The 17769-nt window shown below is 41.9% G+C and carries 15 protein-coding genes and 1 CRISPR repeat array; of the genes, 1 reads left to right on the forward strand and 14 read right to left on the reverse strand.

Annotated features, from left to right (window positions below; genetic code table 11):
- Positions 1 to 31 precede the first annotated feature (31 nt).
- From leuD to MUO15_RS08960, 4 genes are all read right to left on the reverse strand, one after another.
- Positions 32 to 643, reverse strand: a complete 612-nt coding sequence (leuD, locus tag MUO15_RS08945; protein ID WP_245035199.1) for a 3-isopropylmalate dehydratase small subunit — start codon at positions 641 to 643, stop codon at positions 32 to 34.
- A complete protein-coding gene (leuC, locus tag MUO15_RS08950; protein ID WP_245035200.1) occupies positions 627 to 2063 on the reverse strand; it encodes a 3-isopropylmalate dehydratase large subunit in 1437 nt (478 codons plus the stop codon). Before leuC ends, leuD begins: the two co-directional genes overlap by 17 nt.
- Before the next feature lie 234 nt (positions 2064 to 2297).
- Positions 2298 to 3212 (reverse strand): hydroxymethylglutaryl-CoA lyase, encoded by a 915-nt coding sequence (locus MUO15_RS08955; protein WP_245035201.1) that lies wholly within the window; start codon positions 3210 to 3212, stop codon positions 2298 to 2300.
- A 28-nt stretch (positions 3213 to 3240) separates the two neighbouring features.
- Positions 3241 to 4437: a CaiB/BaiF CoA transferase family protein gene (locus MUO15_RS08960; protein WP_245035202.1), complete on the reverse strand. Its 1197-nt coding sequence runs from the start codon at positions 4435 to 4437 to the stop codon at positions 3241 to 3243.
- Between the two features lie 351 nt (positions 4438 to 4788).
- Between MUO15_RS08960 and MUO15_RS08965 the strand changes: the two genes are divergently transcribed.
- Positions 4789 to 5460 carry a GntR family transcriptional regulator gene (locus MUO15_RS08965; protein ID WP_245035203.1) on the forward strand — a complete coding sequence of 224 codons (672 nt, stop codon included), beginning with the start codon at positions 4789 to 4791 and terminating at the stop codon, positions 5458 to 5460.
- Between the two features lie 81 nt (positions 5461 to 5541).
- Here the strand turns inward: MUO15_RS08965 and MUO15_RS08970 are convergent, their stop codons facing one another.
- The 10 genes from MUO15_RS08970 to cas5c all read right to left on the reverse strand — a co-directional run bounded on the left by MUO15_RS08970 (position 5542) and on the right by cas5c (position 17763).
- Positions 5542 to 6390 (reverse strand): carbonic anhydrase, encoded by an 849-nt coding sequence (locus MUO15_RS08970; protein ID WP_245035204.1) that lies wholly within the window; start codon positions 6388 to 6390, stop codon positions 5542 to 5544.
- Between the two features lie 254 nt (positions 6391 to 6644).
- Positions 6645 to 7202, reverse strand: coding sequence for a sugar O-acetyltransferase (locus tag MUO15_RS08975; protein WP_245035205.1), 558 nt, complete (start codon positions 7200 to 7202; stop codon positions 6645 to 6647).
- A gap of 250 nt (positions 7203 to 7452) precedes the next feature.
- The gene (locus MUO15_RS08980; RefSeq protein ID WP_245035206.1) at positions 7453 to 8079 is read right to left on the reverse strand and encodes a fumarylacetoacetate hydrolase family protein; all 627 of its coding nucleotides are present in this window, start codon (positions 8077 to 8079) and stop codon (positions 7453 to 7455) included.
- 25 nt (positions 8080 to 8104) lie between these two features.
- Positions 8105 to 9166: a tartrate dehydrogenase gene (locus tag MUO15_RS08985; protein WP_245035207.1), complete on the reverse strand. Its 1062-nt coding sequence runs from the start codon at positions 9164 to 9166 to the stop codon at positions 8105 to 8107.
- A 79-nt stretch (positions 9167 to 9245) separates the two neighbouring features.
- Positions 9246 to 12148: a CRISPR direct-repeat array (repeat unit 32 nt; unit sequence ATTTCAATCCACGCACCCATGTAGGGTGCGAC).
- A gap of 158 nt (positions 12149 to 12306) precedes the next feature.
- Positions 12307 to 12597, reverse strand: a complete 291-nt coding sequence (cas2, locus tag MUO15_RS08990; protein WP_245035929.1) for a CRISPR-associated endonuclease Cas2 — start codon at positions 12595 to 12597, stop codon at positions 12307 to 12309.
- Between the two features lie 9 nt (positions 12598 to 12606).
- Entirely contained in the window at positions 12607 to 13638 is a 1032-nt protein-coding gene (gene cas1c / locus MUO15_RS08995; protein WP_245035208.1) for a type I-C CRISPR-associated endonuclease Cas1c, read from the reverse strand.
- Positions 13635 to 14291 (reverse strand): CRISPR-associated protein Cas4, encoded by a 657-nt coding sequence (gene cas4, locus MUO15_RS09000; protein ID WP_245035209.1) that lies wholly within the window; start codon positions 14289 to 14291, stop codon positions 13635 to 13637. Before cas4 ends, cas1c begins: the two co-directional genes overlap by 4 nt.
- Positions 14281 to 15126: a type I-C CRISPR-associated protein Cas7/Csd2 gene (cas7c, locus tag MUO15_RS09005; RefSeq protein ID WP_245035210.1), complete on the reverse strand. Its 846-nt coding sequence runs from the start codon at positions 15124 to 15126 to the stop codon at positions 14281 to 14283. The genes cas4 and cas7c overlap by 11 nt, the downstream gene beginning before the upstream one ends.
- A 12-nt stretch (positions 15127 to 15138) precedes the next feature.
- On the reverse strand, positions 15139 to 17040 hold the full coding sequence (cas8c, locus tag MUO15_RS09010; RefSeq protein ID WP_245035211.1) for a type I-C CRISPR-associated protein Cas8c/Csd1: 1902 nt from the start codon (positions 17038 to 17040) through the stop codon (positions 15139 to 15141).
- On the reverse strand, positions 17041 to 17763 hold the full coding sequence (gene cas5c / locus MUO15_RS09015) for a type I-C CRISPR-associated protein Cas5c (protein ID WP_245035212.1): 723 nt from the start codon (positions 17761 to 17763) through the stop codon (positions 17041 to 17043).
- Positions 17764 to 17769: the final 6 nt, after the last annotated feature.

Genomic DNA, 17769 nt, shown 5'->3' on the forward strand with positions numbered 1-17769 from the left:
TGTTATTTGGCTAAAAGTCTCCGCCAGTGATTTAAATAGTAGTTGGATTCATATAAAAAGGCCGATTTTTCTCAAATTCTTTAATATTGTCTTCCGCTTCCAAAGTAAGGGCAATGTCATCCAGACCGTTCAAGAATTTATGACGAGTGTGCGAATCAAGCGTAAACGGAATCGACCAGCCCTGTTGATCCTTAATAATTCCTTCCTGTAGATCGACTTGTAGGGTATAACCGTCGATGTATTCTTCTTTTTCAAATAAGTCATTCATTAAAGATTGCTCAAGTTCAATTAACAACAAACCATTTTTAGAACAGTTGATTCGGAATATATCGGCAAAAGACGGGGCAATGATCACCTGGAATCCGTAATCCTGAAGGGCCCAAACCGCATTTTCCCTTGAAGACCCGGAGCCGAAATTCTCTCCTGTCAGCAAAATCGAGGCCTCTTGATATTTGTTAAAATTTAAAACAAAGTCCTCCCGCGGCTCGCCATCTTCTTGAAAACGCCAGTCGTGCATGAGGAACTGGCCGAAACCCGTTCTCTCAATCCTTTTAAGAAATTCTTTTGGGATAATGATGTCTGTGTCGATATTGGTCCGGTTCAAGGGCACAACAGACCCCTTATGCTTACGAAACGGTTTCATTCTCCTTCACCCCCTTGTGGAAATCCCATTCTCTAATATCTGTTAGACGACCAGTGATCGCTGCAGCAGCGGCCATCATCGGACTCACCAAATGTGTTCTGCCCCCTTTCCCTTGACGTCCTTCGAAATTACGATTGGACGTTGAGGCGCATCGTTCACCTTCTTGTAAAAAGTCAGGATTCATCCCAAGGCACATACTGCAACCGGGCTCTCTCCATTCAAAACCGGCTTCAGTAAAAATTTGATCCAATCCCTCTTTCTCTGCTCGTCTTTTGACATGGTACGAACCAGGAACGACAAGAGCTGTAATATTGTCGGCAATTTTGTGACCGCTTACAACTTTTGCAGCCAAACGCAAGTCTTCTATTCTTGCATTCGTGCACGAACCGATAAACACTCTATCCAATTTGATCTTTTCCATTTTTGTATGCGGTTCTAAGCCCATATAATGTAAAGCCGCTTCAGATGCCGTCTGATCAGATGCCCCTGTAAATGCTTCTGGTGCCGGAACTGATTGATCAATGGAAGTCACCTGCCCTGGATTGGTTCCCCATGTGACTTGTGGGGCAAGGTCATTGATGTTAATCGTGACGGTACTGTCGTAAATGGCACCTGAATCTGTGTATAGATTGCGCCATTCTTTTACAGCATCTTCCCATTGCTGACCCTTTGGCGCAAAATGACGATCCTTTAAATACTGAAATGTCTTTTCATCCGGGGCGATCATTCCGGAGCGGGCCCCCGCTTCAATCGCCATATTGCAAATCGTCATCCGTTCTTCCATGGACATGTTTCTAACCGTACTTCCTGTAAATTCAATGACATGCCCCGAGCCGCCATTCGTACCCATTTCTCCAATGATCTTCAAAATGATGTCTTTACTGCTGACACCAGGAGGCATCTCGCCTTCGATTTCGACATTCATCGTTTTCGGCTTATCCTGCGGCAGTGTTTGTGTCGCTAGTACGTGTGTGATCTCACTTGAACCGATCCCAAAAGCAAGCGATCCGAAAGCGCCGTGTGTCGAGGTATGGCTGTCCCCACAAACAATCGTCTTACCAGGAGTGGTCAGCCCAAGCTCAGGTCCGATAATGTGCACAATGCCGTTGTCTGGGTGATTGAGGTCATAAACATCGATCCCAAACTCCTTACAATTTTCCGTTAAAAATTGCACTTGTTTTTTAGCCAACACATCACTTAGCCCTTGATTTCGATCCGTTGTCGGCACATTATGATCTGTCGTTGCAAACGTTAAATCAGGACGGCGAACGGTACGCCCCTGCTCCCGCAGCAGTGAAAAAGCCTGCGGAGACGTGACTTCATGGACTAAATGCAAATCTATGAAAAGCAGCGGCTGGTCTAGCGATGGATCAATCGTATGGGTGTCCCATACTTTTTCAAAAAGTGTTTTTGCAGCCAATGGTGAGTCTCCTTTCTAGTGTGTGTTCAAAAAGTTGACGAATGAAAACGTCGGCAAAAATCGCCACGTCCTGTGACAAAGTCGAAACTAGCACGTCCTGTGCATCGCAAGAAGTTCGAGGCGCGAAAGTTTTGAGGACCGCAAGCCGTATGCCTTTCATACGTGAGAACCGGAAAAACCTAGCAACGAAGAAATTCACCGTTTATCATTTGGTGACTTTTTGAACATCCTCTTCTATAAATAAGATACGGAATGCAGATCCGTGATTTTGCCAGCTTTAATGATTTGACCTGGCACTTCGCGTTGAAGGATCGTTTCGAGGTGCTTAGCCGTATCAATTAACTGATCAAGATCTACTTTCATCTCATAGTCCATAAAGGCAAGCATATGAACGAGATCCTCCGTGCAAATATTTCCGGTTGCACCTGGGGCAAATGGACAGCCGCCTAAGCCGCCTAAGGAGGCATCAAATCTTACTACACCCGCGCGAATCCCTTCGATGACATTCGCAAGTCCCATTCCTCTTGTATTATGGAAATGCAGCGTAATCGGCAAGTTCGGCCAGCGGTTCAACACCTTTTCACACAATTGATAGACTTGCTTCGGTGTTGCCATCCCTGTTGTGTCAGCGAGTGTAATCCCGCCAGCTCCAATTTCGAGGTACTCGTTGATTAAGGTCATCACTTTATCTTCTGAGATGCTCCCTTCGAATGGGCAGCCAAACGTTGTCGCGAGTGTACCGTTAATCTGTATCCCTGTTCCGGATAAAAAGCTGGCAATGTTTTTGAAATCGGCAAAAGATTCATCGACCTTCCGACGTACATTTTTCATATTGTGTGTTTCACTGACAGATGCGACCAGATTGACTTCGTCTGCTTCACACTCTGCTGCTCGTTCTGCCCCTTTCACATTGGGAATTAACGTGGTATAAGTGACGTCAGGCTTGCGGTCAATCCCTTCCATGACTTCCTTGGCATCCTTTAAGTTAGGAACGGCCTTTGGAGACACAAAGGATGTCACTTCAATTTTGTCGAGCCCTGAAGAGCTCATCCTATTAATCAAATCAATCTTCTGATCTGTCGGCACAAACTGATCTTCAATTTGAAATCCATCTCTCGTCACCACTTCTTGAATATAAATTCTTTGCAAAATTACTCACCCTCACTTAATGAATCTGTTATATGATCCCTTTATCTTTTAGCTGTTGTATTTTCTCATCATCATAGGTCAACAGGCTTCTCATCACTTCATCGGTATGCTGACCAAGCTCCGGACCAAGCCATTTGGTTTCACCTGGTGTTTCACTCATTTTCGGAACAACTCCAGGGATTTTCAATGACTCTTCCTCATTCATTTGGAAATTCTGGATCATTTCCCTGCTCAAATAATGCGGATCGTTAACAATATCCTCAATGCTGTAAATCGGACCAGCAGGAACTCTCGCCTCATCAAGTGTTGTTAAAGCGGTTTCAAAATCAACCGTTGTTGTCCACTCCTCAATCACTTCATCGAGATAATCCGCGTGTGCAGCTCGCCCGCTATTACTCTGAAAACGTTCATCCGCTGCCAAGTCTGACTGTCCAATCGCGTTCATTAACCGTTTGAAAATGGCATCCCCATTTCCGCCAACAACGATATATTTCCCATCATTGCATTGGTACGTGTTTGAAGGGGCGATCCCCGGCAAGGCAGAGCCTGTTCTTTCGCGGACGGCACCGAGCTTGTCAAACTCAGGAAGTGATCCTTCCATTAAACTAAACACCGCCTCATAAAGGGCCACGTCAATGACTTGTCCTTTTCCGGTACCTTTTACATCCCGATGATAGATCGCCATCATTGCACCAATCACGGAATACATCGCTGCAAGGGAATCTCCAAGGCTGACCCCTACCCTTGATGGTGTGCTGTCAGGATGACCAGTGATATGACGAAGTCCTCCCATGGATTCACCGATACTGCCAAACCCAGCCTTGTCCCGATAAGGTCCTGTTTGGCCGTAGCCGGAGACTCTAACCATAATCAAACCTGGATTAACGGCAGATAGTTCTTCATAGCCTAAGTTCCATTTCTCCAATGTGCCCGGTCGGAAATTTTCAATGAGAATATCACATTCCTTGATGAGTGATTTAATAATGTCCTGGCCCTCTTCACTTTTCAAGTCGACGGTGATGGACTTTTTATTCCTTGATTGAAGCCGCCACCAAAGCGACGTCCCCTCATAAATATGACGCCAATCTCTCAGGGGATCTCCTTTCTTCGGTGGCTCAACTTTTATAACATCTGCTCCGAATTCAGCCATCAATCTCCCGGCAAACGGACCAGCAATTAAACTTCCTAATTCTAAAACTTTAACTCCTTCTAAGCTTTGACCCATGGTTACCTCACCTCTTGTTGTATTTTTTAAAACGGATTAACGATTCTATCATCTGCGGGATGAATCAAAATCCAATTTGACAGCGCCTTCTTTTGTGCGTCTAAAAAATAGGTCACCTTTCACCATTTTATAAAGATGAATCTTCCATAAACCTTTTTCATTAATTGATCATAACTTTCTGAATCTTGTGTTTATCCTAGCAGTTTGTATACAGAAAATCAACCCACTTATTAAAATAGCGATATCCCGGGACGATAAACCCTATAAATACCAAGTTTTGTATACAGTGTTTTATTGAGTGTTGAAGCATTTATTCCATTTGTATACAATAGAGTGGAGGTGTTTTTAAAAATGAATGCATATGAATATATAAAACAAGCGATTTTACATGGTGAATTTCCACCACAAATGCGATTAACCGAGGAATTTCTAGCCAAAAAATTACAGATCAGCCGGACACCGATTCGTGAGGCTCTTAAACAGTTGGAATCAGAAGGACTTACGGTGTCGATGAAAAGAGGCGTTCGTGTCCGTCATTTTACGAAGAAAGACATTCAACAAATTTACGATCTGAGGACACTTTTAGAGGGGTACGCAGCTGCCCAGGCCGCCATCCATCGCACGAATTCAGACATCGAGGAAATGAAAACGGCCAATGAAATGTACGAGCAAGCCATCAACAGCTATCTTGAATCTGGCGAGACAACCATTGAATATATTTTGGAAATCAACCATAGATTCCACGACACTATTATAAAAGCTTCGCAAAATCAGCATATTCATTCTCATATATCTAAAGTTGTCGTCGTACCGTTAATTTTTCGATCCTTCTATTGGTTTGATGAATACCAGTTAAGACACTCCTTAGATGTTCATAAAACCATTCTTAAAGCCATACAAGCGCAAGATACAGAGCGCGCTCGCGTGGCAATGCATGAACATATTTATCATGGAAGGGATCAGGTATTAATTCATATTGATGATATTGATCATCATTATTCGGCGAATGAGGAAGTCCAGTGAGTGAATGAATAGTTTCCTCCCTAAACATAAAATCTTCTCATTGCTAACAAAAGCAATGAGAAGATTTCATGACAGAGAAATTTATTCATTTTTTATTACCTCTCGTTTATTTAGCGACTGAATAGGACGGTTATTATTTGGAAAGATTTGTTTGAACTCTTCAATCTGTTCTTCAGACATTTCAATAGGTTTTTCAAAGACAATCCATTTAACACTCTCAGAACATGGTGGTGTTGTTAAAGACCCACTATAATAGAATGTTGAACTACTTTCCGGTATAAGCTCCATTAACTCAATAGATTCTTTCATCTTTATGTCCTTCTCCATCTTTTTCGTTGGAAGTTCACCCCAAATACTAGAAAGCTCCTTGTTCTCTGTCCCTTCTTTGATCATGAGGGTAATTACAGCCAATTCATCATTAGCATTTTGATGAACCAAATGCATTTCCATCGGCAAATTCTCACCATTAAACTGGTGCTCACTTGGTGTATGGAAATGAAATTGATTCAGCTCATACTTTGTCCCATCCATTGTAATAAAATGACTCTCTTCGGCAGGAAGATTGAATTGAATAGAGTGGCCATTATTGATCACACTTGGTGTGGTTTGCTCATAATGAAATTGGACTTCTGGTAAGTTCTGACCTCCCTCCACCTCAGAGAATTTAATGTTCACCGGCGATTGTTTATCACCTTCTTCGCATGCAGCAAAATTATTTGATAGATCTCCCCAATGCTTGGGACCAGTCTCCCCTTCATATGCCCAATCGACTGGTTTAGGTTCTGATGCTTGTTCCGTTTGCTGATCACTTTGAGCTTTTTCTTCTGTTTCAGCAGGTTCCGTTTCTTCATCTGTCCTTGTCTGGGAAGAACAAGCTGAGATAACCAAAACTAAGACTAAAAAAATAGTGTAGTAATAATACTTATTCACTTTCCACTTCCTCCTTCATACAGAGTTTGAAATCACTTAAGGGATTACTCCTTTAATACTGCGCATCATAGAAATCCCCATCTGATTCCCTAATATTTTCCCATATAAGAAGCACCTCTGAAACCATGTATTTTTAACTAGGTTTCAAGAAGTGCTTCTTTTGTACCTTATTTAAACCCTTCAAAGTCGCTTGTAAATCGTGTCACGCTCAATCACTTCCGATTATGTTGAAGTCATCTTTCACAAGTGATGATTTAATCAAGTTTCCTTACTATTCTTGCTGGATTTCCACCGACTACCACGTTATCTGGAACATCTTTTATTACAACAGCCCCAGATGCAATTACGGCATTGTTTCCAATTATTACCCCTGGATTAATGACAGCTCTTCCCCCAATCCACACATGATCACCAATCGTTACTGATTTTGTGTATTCAATTTCTGTTACCCTTTCTTCTGCACCTACTGGGTGAGTGTTCGTATAAATATGTACACCCGGAGCTATCATACAGTTTTCCCCAATAGTTACCCGTCCTCCGTCCAAAATCGTACAGTCAAAGTTAGCATAAAAATTCTCTCCAACATGAATGTTATATCCGTAATCACAGCGGAATGTTGATTCTACATATATCTGTTCCCCAGTTGAACCAAAGAGCTTTTTTAATAAAGACAGCCGCTTTTCTTCCTCGACTTCACTTGTCTCATTAAAGGAACGCACTAGTGACCTTGCTCTTGCTCGTTCTCCTGCCAATTCTTTGTCACTAGGATTATAAAGTTCTCCGTTTATCATCTTTTCTTTTTCTGTTTTCATTTTTTGTTCTCCTACCTTTCGTTCTATAAACTTATTTACTCTTGGTTCATAAAATAAATCTGTAAATAGCTACATCTTATACTGACATGTAGATAAAGAATAGGATGATAGCTCTTTATTCTAAAGCATGAAAGCTTCCCATCGCTATGTTAGCAGTGGGAAGCTTGTAAGGTCTATTATAAATGAGTCAATTAATAAGAAGCTGAGGTTTTTGTTGTCACATTTAATTAGGGATTCTTCCATACGGAAATTAAGTAAGTTTAATCGTGCAGTCTCCCAGCTTTCCTGCATCCCATAACAAGGACAGCTCATCACCATCAGATACCTTACCCACACCTTGAGGAGTGCCTGTAAAGATCACGTCTCCCTCTCCAAGACCTAAGTGCAGCGCAGTGTAATCGATTAATGTCTGTAAATCAAAGATTAAATGTTGGATCGTACCAAGCTGAACCTGTTCTCCATTTAACATAAGACTGAAATTACTTTTTTTACACTCTTCCACACCGGGAAAATCAATAAATTCACTTAAGACGGCCGAGTTTGGAAAACCCTTTGCCAATAACCAGGGGTGACCTTTTTTCTTCAGCTCACTTTGAACTTCGCGCAAGGTAAAATCAATACCAAGTGCCATCCGATCAACGAGTTCATCGACCTTCATCCCTTTTTTATACGGCTGTCCGATCCGAATCACTAGCTCCGCTTCATAATGGACAGCTCCCCGATCGCTTGGGAGAGTAATCTCTTCTCCGTTTGCCTTTACAAGCGAATGAGTAGGCTTTGAAAAAAGCAGAGGGGATGTAGGTACTTGGTTATTGAGTTCATGAGCGTGTTCGACATAGTTTCGACCAACACAATAAATGTTACGGATCTCATTCATCCTTATCATCCTTTATCCCTTTTTATTACTTCAGTGTTTTTAGTCTTGTAACGATCGCATCAGAAACTTCCGTTGTACTCGATGTTCCGCCAATATCAGGAGTTTTTATCCCATCCTGTAAAACTTCCTCAATCACTTGTAGTAATGTATTTCCTAACTCATGTTCACCAAAATGATCCAACATCATCTTCCCTGTCCAAATTTGCCCGATTGGGTTGGCAATTCCTTTGCCGTAAATATCAGGAGCAGACCCATGCACGGGTTCAAACATTGATGGGTATTTTCCGTTAATGTTAATGTTTGCAGCTGGCGCAATCCCAATGCTCCCCATAATCGCCGCTCCCACATCTGTTAAAATGTCTCCAAACAAATTACTCGCGACAATCACATCAAATTCCTGTGGGCGCGTGACAAAAAAGGACGCTAAGGCATCAATATGATTGGAAGCCGTCTTCACATCAGGATACTTCTCTGCAACACTTTCGAAAACACTGTCCCAGAATGGCATAGAATGAACAATCCCGTTTGACTTTGTAGCACTCGTCACATGGCCTCTACGATTTTGAGCAAGCTGGAACCCGTACTCCACAGCCCGCTCGACTCCTTTTCTCGTAAAAACAGCATTTTGAATAGCCACTTCATCTTCACCACGGTGAATCCGCCCTCCAACTTCACTGTACTCCCCTTCACTATTTTCACGAACCACAATTAAATCAAAATCATTTGGATGCACAAGCGGGGACTGTATCCCTTTCATTTGCTTAGCAGGCCGAATGTTAATCACTTGCTCAAACTCTCGTCTAATCTTAACGAGCAGACCCCACAAGGAGATGTGATCAGGTACCAGATTAGGATCGCCTACAGCACTTAAAAACACTGCGTCACTTTCCTTCAATTGATCCAATCCATCCTCTGGCATCATTTTGTTATGTTCTATGTAATAGTCACAACTCCATGGATAATGTTTAAAGGAAAAGGAAAGCCCACCGTGAACTTCGGCAACGGTTTCCAGTACTTTAAGGGCCTCTGGCATGACTTCTTTTCCAATTCCATCGCCTGGGATAACAGAAATGTCTATCTTTTTCATAGTATTCACTCCTCTGAGAAAATTAAATCCTCCTCTATATTCTCATGTTTTTTCAAATTTTGAAAATATTATCTTACTAATTTCAATCCACACACCCATGTAGGGTGTGACGCTCTCATAGCAGGAATCGTCTTAATCATGCTGTTATTTCAACCCACGTACCCATGGAGGGTGCGACACCACCATCAGCCCCTTCGTTTAAACCACTACATATTTCAATCCGCGCACCCATGTAGGGTGCGACCTAGAATACGGGGTTCTAACATACTTAATCACACCTATTTCAATCCACGCACCCATGTAGGGTGCGACAATACAGATACCACACAAACCGACACAATGAATATTTCAATCCACGCACCCATGTAGGGTGCGACGAGGGGAGAGGATTTGAGTGTATCTCACCCATCAAATTTCAATCCACGCACCCATGTAGGGTGCGACGATTTTTTATGGAACCTTCACGAGCGATAATACGAATTTCAATCCACGCACCCATGTAGGGTGCGACCTTGCTGCAGCTATTCAGCTTACACCACACAGCCGTATTTCAATCCACGCACCCATGTAGGGTGCGACGTACCGAGTGTTCCATTTGACCACCCACCTCTAAGGATTTCAATCCACGCACCCATGTAGGGTGCGACGTCCGTTATATCGTAGCTTGCTTCACCTACATCAGATTTCAATCCACGCACCCATGTAGGGTGCGACATCCATTTCTACGGATTGAGTGATTCCAAGTTTATATTTCAATCCACGCACCCATGTAGGGTGCGACCTACCCGTTAGGTGTTTTTTTAGTGCCCACGCCTAAATTTCAATCCACGCACCCATGTAGGGTGCGACTGTTAGCGAGTGATCCGCATCACCGGGTGCGACTAATTTCAATCCACGCACCCATGTAGGGTGCGACGAGTTTAATGGAGTAAAAAAAGGAGCCCTCAAATATTTCAATCCACGCACCCATGTAGGGTGCGACGCTTCCACCTCCATGCTTGCTCTCCATCTTCCGTTTATTTCAATCCACGCACCCATGTAGGGTGCGACGCTGGTCCTTATGCTCAATACGCTCTGGAGGCAAGATTTCAATCCACGCACCCATGTAGGGTGCGACCAAAGAGGATTTAAATGACATCAAAGAGGATACATTTCAATCCACGCACCCATGTAGGGTGCGACATGTCAGGTTACAATCCCGCTCCTTTGATAACCAGATTTCAATCCACGCACCCATGTAGGGTGCGACGATAATTGGTTTGATCGTCACCAGGAAGAACGAGAAATTTCAATCCACGCACCCATGTAGGGTGCGACATACCACATAAACCGAAAAAAAGTAATTATTATCCATTTCAATCCACGCACCCATGTAGGGTGCGACATAATAGTAATTGCTTTTTCCACTGTGTTGATGTATTTCAATCCACGCACCCATGTAGGGTGCGACTCATAAGATTTCCCGTAAGCTTCTTCAACATAAGGATTTCAATCCACGCACCCATGTAGGGTGCGACACATGCATGGGTTTCATTTGATCCATTTTAGTTTTAATTTCAATCCACGCACCCATGTAGGGTGCGACGCCTCGATAACTGTCTCGTGTGACTGCTTACTCTTATTTCAATCCACGCACCCATGTAGGGTGCGACGGATTCTCTCATTTCCTTATGCGCCGTGCGAAGTTATTTCAATCCACGCACCCATGTAGGGTGCGACGACACTTGAAATCTTTCTTCCGATGGGCGCTTGAAATTTCAATCCACGCACCCATGTAGGGTGCGACCATGCAGAAAAGTGCTGCAGAGCAATTCGGCAAAATTTCAATCCACGCACCCATGTAGGGTGCGACGCAGACACCAGGATGGCTGTACCAGCTACCGTAAGATTTCAATCCACGCACCCATGTAGGGTGCGACTTAATTAAGTTGCCACAAAGAGCCTTGCAGGAGATTTCAATCCACGCACCCATGTAGGGTGCGACGTGTAAGTATCTGTCGTTTGCCAAATAGGAGGGATTTCAATCCACGCACCCATGTAGGGTGCGACTTGATTGATCATCCGTGTCATATCCATTAATTCTTTCATGATTTCAATCCACGCACCCATGTAGGGTGCGACGACCATACGCTTTTCCTTGGCAATCCGATTTAAATTTCAATCCACGCACCCATGTAGGGTGCGACGGATGTATTCAATTTCTTCCATACCCATCACTTCAATTTCAATCCACGCACCCATGTAGGGTGCGACGTGAAGGCCAAACGACCTTGTTCTCCCTGTTCAGGATTTCAATCCACGCACCCATGTAGGGTGCGACGGAACCGATTCGGTTGCAAAGTCAGGATGGTCAGATTTCAATCCACGCACCCATGTAGGGTGCGACGCACACACACCGATTCAAGGGGAACACATTCAAATATTTCAATCCACGCACCCATGTAGGGTGCGACATGTACCTATAATTTTTTCACTGGAAATGTCAACAATTTCAATCCACGCACCCATGTAGGGTGCGACGGATACAATTGGTAATGAGTCAAGTGGATATACTGATTTCAATCCACGCACCCATGTAGGGTGCGACGCAACTTGTCAAAGTCACCTATAAAGTCTCTCCAATTTCAATCCACGCACCCATGTAGGGTGCGACTACACTTAATAGAGATTTACCAATGCAACAAACTATTTCAATCCACGCACCCATGTAGGGTGCGACGGATGCGTTCTTTAATTAAATCCTGCTTCTGATATTTCAATCCACGCACCCATGTAGGGTGCGACGTAGTATGTGCGTCTTGGGATGTCGTGTCCGTAATATTTCAATCCACGCACCCATGTAGGGTGCGACACTTCCCACGCTCTGTAGCTGCTCGACCATTATAATTTCAATCCACGCACCCATGTAGGGTGCGACCTATATGAGCTAGGTGATAGCACCAAGTATTATATTTCAATCCACGCACCCATGTAGGGTGCGACGGCGAATTTTAAAATAAAGGACCCTAAAAAGAGAACATACGTTTCAAAACTCACCATTTCCTTTATCAAACCTAAGGAATAAGATAAAAACTGTAAAAAATTATGGGATAATTCGGTGCGAAACAACCTAGTTATTTATGTTAGCTTCATATCCGCACCTAAAGAATAAGTGGGCCTTCTAAGTCAATTGACTCTTTAACTCCAAAATGTTCGACTTTAGATTTGTAATTATCTCCTAACCTATACACCCGTAGGCTATCTTTATTACTATTCATCGTTTCGAGAAGCTTTAGTTTTAATTGTTTCAATTGTGTTGAGTCAACTACGCATTCAAACACTGAGTTTTGTACTCTAATACCGTAATCTTGACATAATTTCGAGACTTTTCTAAGTCTCTTTCTTCCAGAAGCATCTATTGTGCTTACATCATAGGTAATAACAACTAATATCCTAATCACCTACTTCCATAAAAATGGTGGATATTCATCTAAATCTCCCCGTAAATGTCTTGCTAACAACATAGATTGAACATGGGGGACTAATCCCCATGAAATTTTTTCACCTAGATAGGGATGTTTGATTTTCTCTTGTTTTTTATCCTGCCAAGCTTTAAGGAACTTTTTTCTTGATTGGTCCGTCATAATGACTGCTCCATTTTCCTTGGCTACGAAATCATTATTGTTTACTACTTTCTTGTTGATTAACGAAATGACGAATCGATCCGCATAAACTCCTCTTAATTCCTCCATTACATCAAGGGCGAGAGAGGCGCGTCCCGGTCGGTCCCTATGTAGAAACCCAACGTAAGCGTCTAAACCGACTCCTTCTAGGGCTGTTGCGACATCGTTAGCAAGAAGTGTATAGGCAAAAGATAACATCGCATTTACATTATCTAGAGGTGGTCTTCGATTTCTTCCTTTAAAAAAGAAATCTTCTTTTTGCTGCAAAATCATCTGATCAAATACCTTGTTGTACATAATAGCAGCCTGGCCCTCATAACCTCTTAACAGGTCCAGGTCACGTACACTTCCAACCTCTTGAATAGTTTCTGATAAGCGTTTGGATGTTTCCTTAAATAACGAAACATCAATTCTGAGTGAATAATCCCTTGTCGCCCTTTCCAAGATCCATTTGTTATTATAAATTTTACCAATAATAAAATTCCTGGCAATGGTTGCGCTAAGTTGTTCATCATCAGATATTCGATATTGAGTTTTTCTTAAAACCACATTCCCTTTGCTCTCACCGATGACTCTCGCTAAGAACCGACCGTTTTTAGTTAAAAATACGAGGGATATGTCTTTCTCTGCACAAGCACCCATTAATGACGGACTAGCACCACTATAGCCAAATGTGTATACGGCTTCTAAGTTATGGAGTGGGACTCTTCCGATGCGCTCTTTTTCTTTTTTCACTACTATATTTTCGCCATTCAAAGACAGATAAACGTCAGGGCTAGTTACGAACAGAGAATTTAGTAATTTTTTCATTCATTGATTTTCCTTTCAATGTATTTACTGACTGATTGTTTTTTCATCAGTTCAGGTAAACATACATTTTGTAACGAACAACTTTTACAGTGAGGTCCTGTTTTAACTTTGGGGGTATGCCTGTCATCAAAGTAGCTATGCATTTCTCGAAACATTTGTCTGACCTTCACTTTATTTAAATGGGTAATAGGAATTTCTACACGATGTTTTAATTCATTATAGAAAATGTATCCAACTGAAACCTCACACAGTAGCATTTCTTCTAAACACATAGCTTGGGCTGTCAGTTGTAGAATATCTGAGTTATCTTTTTTAGGTTTCCCCCTTTTATATTCTACAGGCACAGGAACATAGCTTTCCTTTGAGTTTTGAATAGGGACACCATCTTTATCCTCAATGAACTCCACAACATCGCAGATTCCCGTTGCACCTAATTCATCAGATTGCACTGGCAAGGCGCGCACAATTAATTTATTTTTACGTTTTTCTTTTATAAAGGGTTGGTCCGCTTTCTTGTGGATGTGTTGCCCTTCCACTGTTCTGACGTTTTCTTCCCATTGCTGTTCAACATGGATCAAGGCCCACTGTCGTTTACAAAATTGAAAGTGTTGGATACCTGAAAGCAACAAATCTGCTTCTTCATTACTGTCCATCGTAAACTTTAACGGGAAGCCCTTCTAATTCTTCCACTTTTATGTCTATATCTTCAAATGAATGAGGTTCATCAGTTGTTACATTTAATTTCAAAGAGCGATGTACTTTTGCGGAAGAATACTGGCCTAACTTAGAGTTATGCTCCCACCAATAAACTTTGTGTACTTCCATACTGCCGTCTGGCCGTGCAGATGATGAATCATTCTCAAAGAGCGTTATAAGTGATTGTTTGATATTCTCGGCATCATCAGCTGAAAAACCCGTCTTCTCGGCTAACTGGGTATTAATACTTCCGTAAAATGCATACACTCCAAAATCCACACGATGCTTCATCCCCATCGTATCGGATCCCTTTTTGTCTGAAGTAGTGGAATTTACACTCTTTGTGATTTGAACACTTGAGATATCAACAGGGTGCAGGCTGACAGCCGGATGAATAGACACTGGACCTCTTATACCAACAGATAGTACATCTCCTTTGAAGGCAAATACTTGTCCAAAACTTTTTACATCCATCCAAGTGCTGCATGCGATATCCATAAACAATTCACTATTTTTTTCTTTATTGGCCTTTTTTAATTCGGGTATAGCATCTGCTCTTTCTTTTAAACTCTTAAACTCATCATTTTTCCTTTCGTCTGATTGAACGAAAATGGACTCCCCGGCATCTTGGAGTCGATTCCTAATCTTTCTTTTTAAGCACACGTCCGACACTTCTCCATATCCTTCATAGTTCTGACGAGGGCGATTCCCGTTTAAAGGATCTCCATTTGGGTTAGCATTTCTAACAGAAAATAAGACTGCAAAATCAATTTTGTGATCTAAACTTGTCATAATTGTTCACTCCTATTCATTTATTTCGACAGCTTCGTTCTGCTTCTCCTTTTTATTCTTGTAAAGTTCATGTCTTTGACTGTAAAATCCTAATAAATAGACGCCACTTAATGGTTTATTATTAAAATCATCTATTTCTATTTGAGAAGCGACTTCATCAATTAAGCGATTGTAATACAACGTTTTATTTCCCAACTTAGCCTGATAAGGTTGTAAATTAGCCTGAATAATACTCCATGTTCGAGTAGGGTGTTTTGCAAAGGCATTCATGTAACGAATGGCATTCGAGGCACGATTGTCATCCGTTGTCAAAGCTCTTCTTTCCAAGACATCAGCTATCGCTAATAACCGTCCAAATAAATAGTCTCTATTGGTATTCGTAACATCTAATGACACGTGATAGTCCTCCTTCTTTTCGTAATGTTTTTTTAATAAAGCACAGGTAATACTTAACGTCTTTTCCCACTCCCATTTTTCCATAGAAACTGGATTAGAAACTCTATAAAAGGCACTGCGGATAATATCCCGCGGAATTCTTTGACCTTCTACAATGCAAGGTAACATTCTTTCCATGACTCCCTTGACAAGCTTGTCACTGGCTCGCGGTCCATAGGCAGCCTTTGCAATATCTTTCGTTGCAGGTGCCCCATGAAAATCGACATCTTTTCTATATCGGTGTAACCATTGACAAGTCTTGTGCCAGTGCTCAATTCTCTGTAAGTATTCTTCTTTATCAATATTTCGATAATACATAACTGATAGTCGTCCTGGAGTGGCGGCATCTAGTATTAGGATATTTACACTAGAATGATAGGCTAAGTCACTTTTATAACCAGCAAGAGATCTGTTAAATTCCTCCGCAAAAACTTCGTGAGTATCGTCTCCTGCCCCTCCTCCACTACTTTCCCTATTCTCTACTTCACCCATTAAAGACAGTAAATCATCTTGGGGTGAAGGTACACTAACTTCATCACTCCCCCACACAAGAAAAACCTTGCCATCAAGCGATTTCCCCTGTTTAGAAATGAGCCACTTTAGAGCATTATGGGATTTTTGAGAGACATCGTAGCTAATACTGGCAACGTCACCAGCCTTAACGAAACGCCCACGGTAGGTGTATCCCGCTGTATCATTAGCAGAAATCAGTTTGGCATTATCACCGCCGCGACGAATGTTACTAGAGTGTCTCTCTGTTTTAGGTCTGTTCTCCCCTGTAACATAACAAATGTCATCTGCTTGTAATTTATCCTTGTAAAAGCTGATAAATGAATGATAGACATCCTCATCTTTCCATACCTTTGTATTTAGACTTCCTCGTTTATGTGTATCGAACCGGATAAAGATTTTATCTTGTGAATCACTCATAACTTTAAATAACTCGGGCTTTTCCCCATATTCTTCGGCAACCTTTTTCGACCATTTAGGTATTAATTGATGATGCTTATCAATGAATAGATTTGATGAAGCGACTAAATCTTCAATTAAGGTTCCTTTTTTTACATATTGATAGATCTTTTTTACTTTATCATTGGCAAATGACGACTCACTCCACTCCCGGAGCTGGGCAAGATAATCTTCATATGGTGTATTCCCCTCCTTTATCTTGCCACCAAATTTTGTGAAGTCACCAGCCACATACATAAGTTTATCGTGTAACGGATGAGGAACAGGTTTACTAGTCCTACTAAAAGAGCTCTCCGTACATGGAATAACTGTTATAGCATCGTTTTTGTCTATCACCTTAGCAGAATAAAAGTCTCCTCGCTCGTCGATAATGACTTCAACTTGAGCATTTTGTGTTGTATGAGCGGTCGGAAGCAGGGTATATTCCTGACCATTTCTCCTTTTTTCAACCTTACCTATTTTGTCTTTATTATTTTCGTAAGTTTGATATAGATCGAATAGCCACCCCATTTAACCCCTCTTTTCTCTAAATAATTCGTCATGCAAGTCATCGACAGATTGAACATTCTCCTCAGAAAAGGGTTTTGGTGACATTTCAGCAATTGGACGGACAATCTTGCATTCATCCGGTTTTATAAAGCGAATGTGACCGTCTTTCATAACCGGATTCCATAGCCTCGTTTCCATCATGTCTTTTCCAATCTCATCTGGATAATTCAAACCGTGAACCATTGTTCCAAGATGGATTTCTCCACCATAGTTGTCATAAAACCCTTCTCCTTCACCAAACTCACAGGATTCTACATATCCCTGACATTCCCGAGTGCCTAAATAAATATCACGCCTCCCACCAACCTTGACACTGCGCATGGCAATATTATGGTGCTTATGTTCATTGCGATCATACGCTAAATCGGGGCGATGGGGATTAAATATAAAATGGGCCCGCACCTGGTATTTCACGTCTTTTAAATAAGTGTAATTAGCTAACGTATTGCCTCCGCCGTATTCAATGGGACGAATACCTTTTGCCTCCATTTTGATCGGGTTCATCACTCGTACCTCATCAATAATCCATAGAATAGTTGGTTTCCAATAAATGGATTCAACTATTCCTTTCATTGCTTGATATGTGGGGACTTGATAGGATAATTTCTCGCCCCCCATCTTGGTAATAGGATCAGTAAACAAAGCATACGATCCAAACACTTCAAATTCGATTTGATTCCTCAACTTCTC

The organism is Halobacillus amylolyticus, from assembly GCF_022921115.1.
Classification (GTDB): Bacteria; Bacillota; Bacilli; order Bacillales; family Halobacillaceae; genus Halobacillus_A; species Halobacillus_A amylolyticus.

What these genes read in the sequence shown, in the direction of transcription:
- leuD (WP_245035199.1), bottom strand. Translation starts at nt 643, where the DNA reads ATGAAACCGTTTCGTAAGCATAAGGGGTCTGTTGTGCCCTTGAACCGG.
- MUO15_RS08960 (WP_245035202.1), bottom strand. Translation starts at nt 4,437, where the DNA reads ATGGGTCAAAGCTTAGAAGGAGTTAAAGTTTTAGAATTAGGAAGTTTA.
- MUO15_RS08965 (WP_245035203.1), top strand. Translation starts at nt 4,789, where the DNA reads ATGAATGCATATGAATATATAAAACAAGCGATTTTACATGGTGAATTT.
- MUO15_RS08975 (WP_245035205.1), bottom strand. Translation starts at nt 7,202, where the DNA reads ATGAAAACAGAAAAAGAAAAGATGATAAACGGAGAACTTTATAATCCT.
- MUO15_RS08980 (WP_245035206.1), bottom strand. Translation starts at nt 8,079, where the DNA reads ATGAATGAGATCCGTAACATTTATTGTGTTGGTCGAAACTATGTCGAA.
- MUO15_RS08985 (WP_245035207.1), bottom strand. Translation starts at nt 9,166, where the DNA reads ATGAAAAAGATAGACATTTCTGTTATCCCAGGCGATGGAATTGGAAAA.
- cas1c (WP_245035208.1), bottom strand. Translation starts at nt 13,638, where the DNA reads ATGAAAAAATTACTAAATTCTCTGTTCGTAACTAGCCCTGACGTTTAT.
- cas4 (WP_245035209.1), bottom strand. Translation starts at nt 14,291, where the DNA reads ATGGACAGTAATGAAGAAGCAGATTTGTTGCTTTCAGGTATCCAACAC.
- cas7c (WP_245035210.1), bottom strand. Translation starts at nt 15,126, where the DNA reads ATGACAAGTTTAGATCACAAAATTGATTTTGCAGTCTTATTTTCTGTT.
- cas8c (WP_245035211.1), bottom strand. Translation starts at nt 17,040, where the DNA reads ATGGGGTGGCTATTCGATCTATATCAAACTTACGAAAATAATAAAGAC.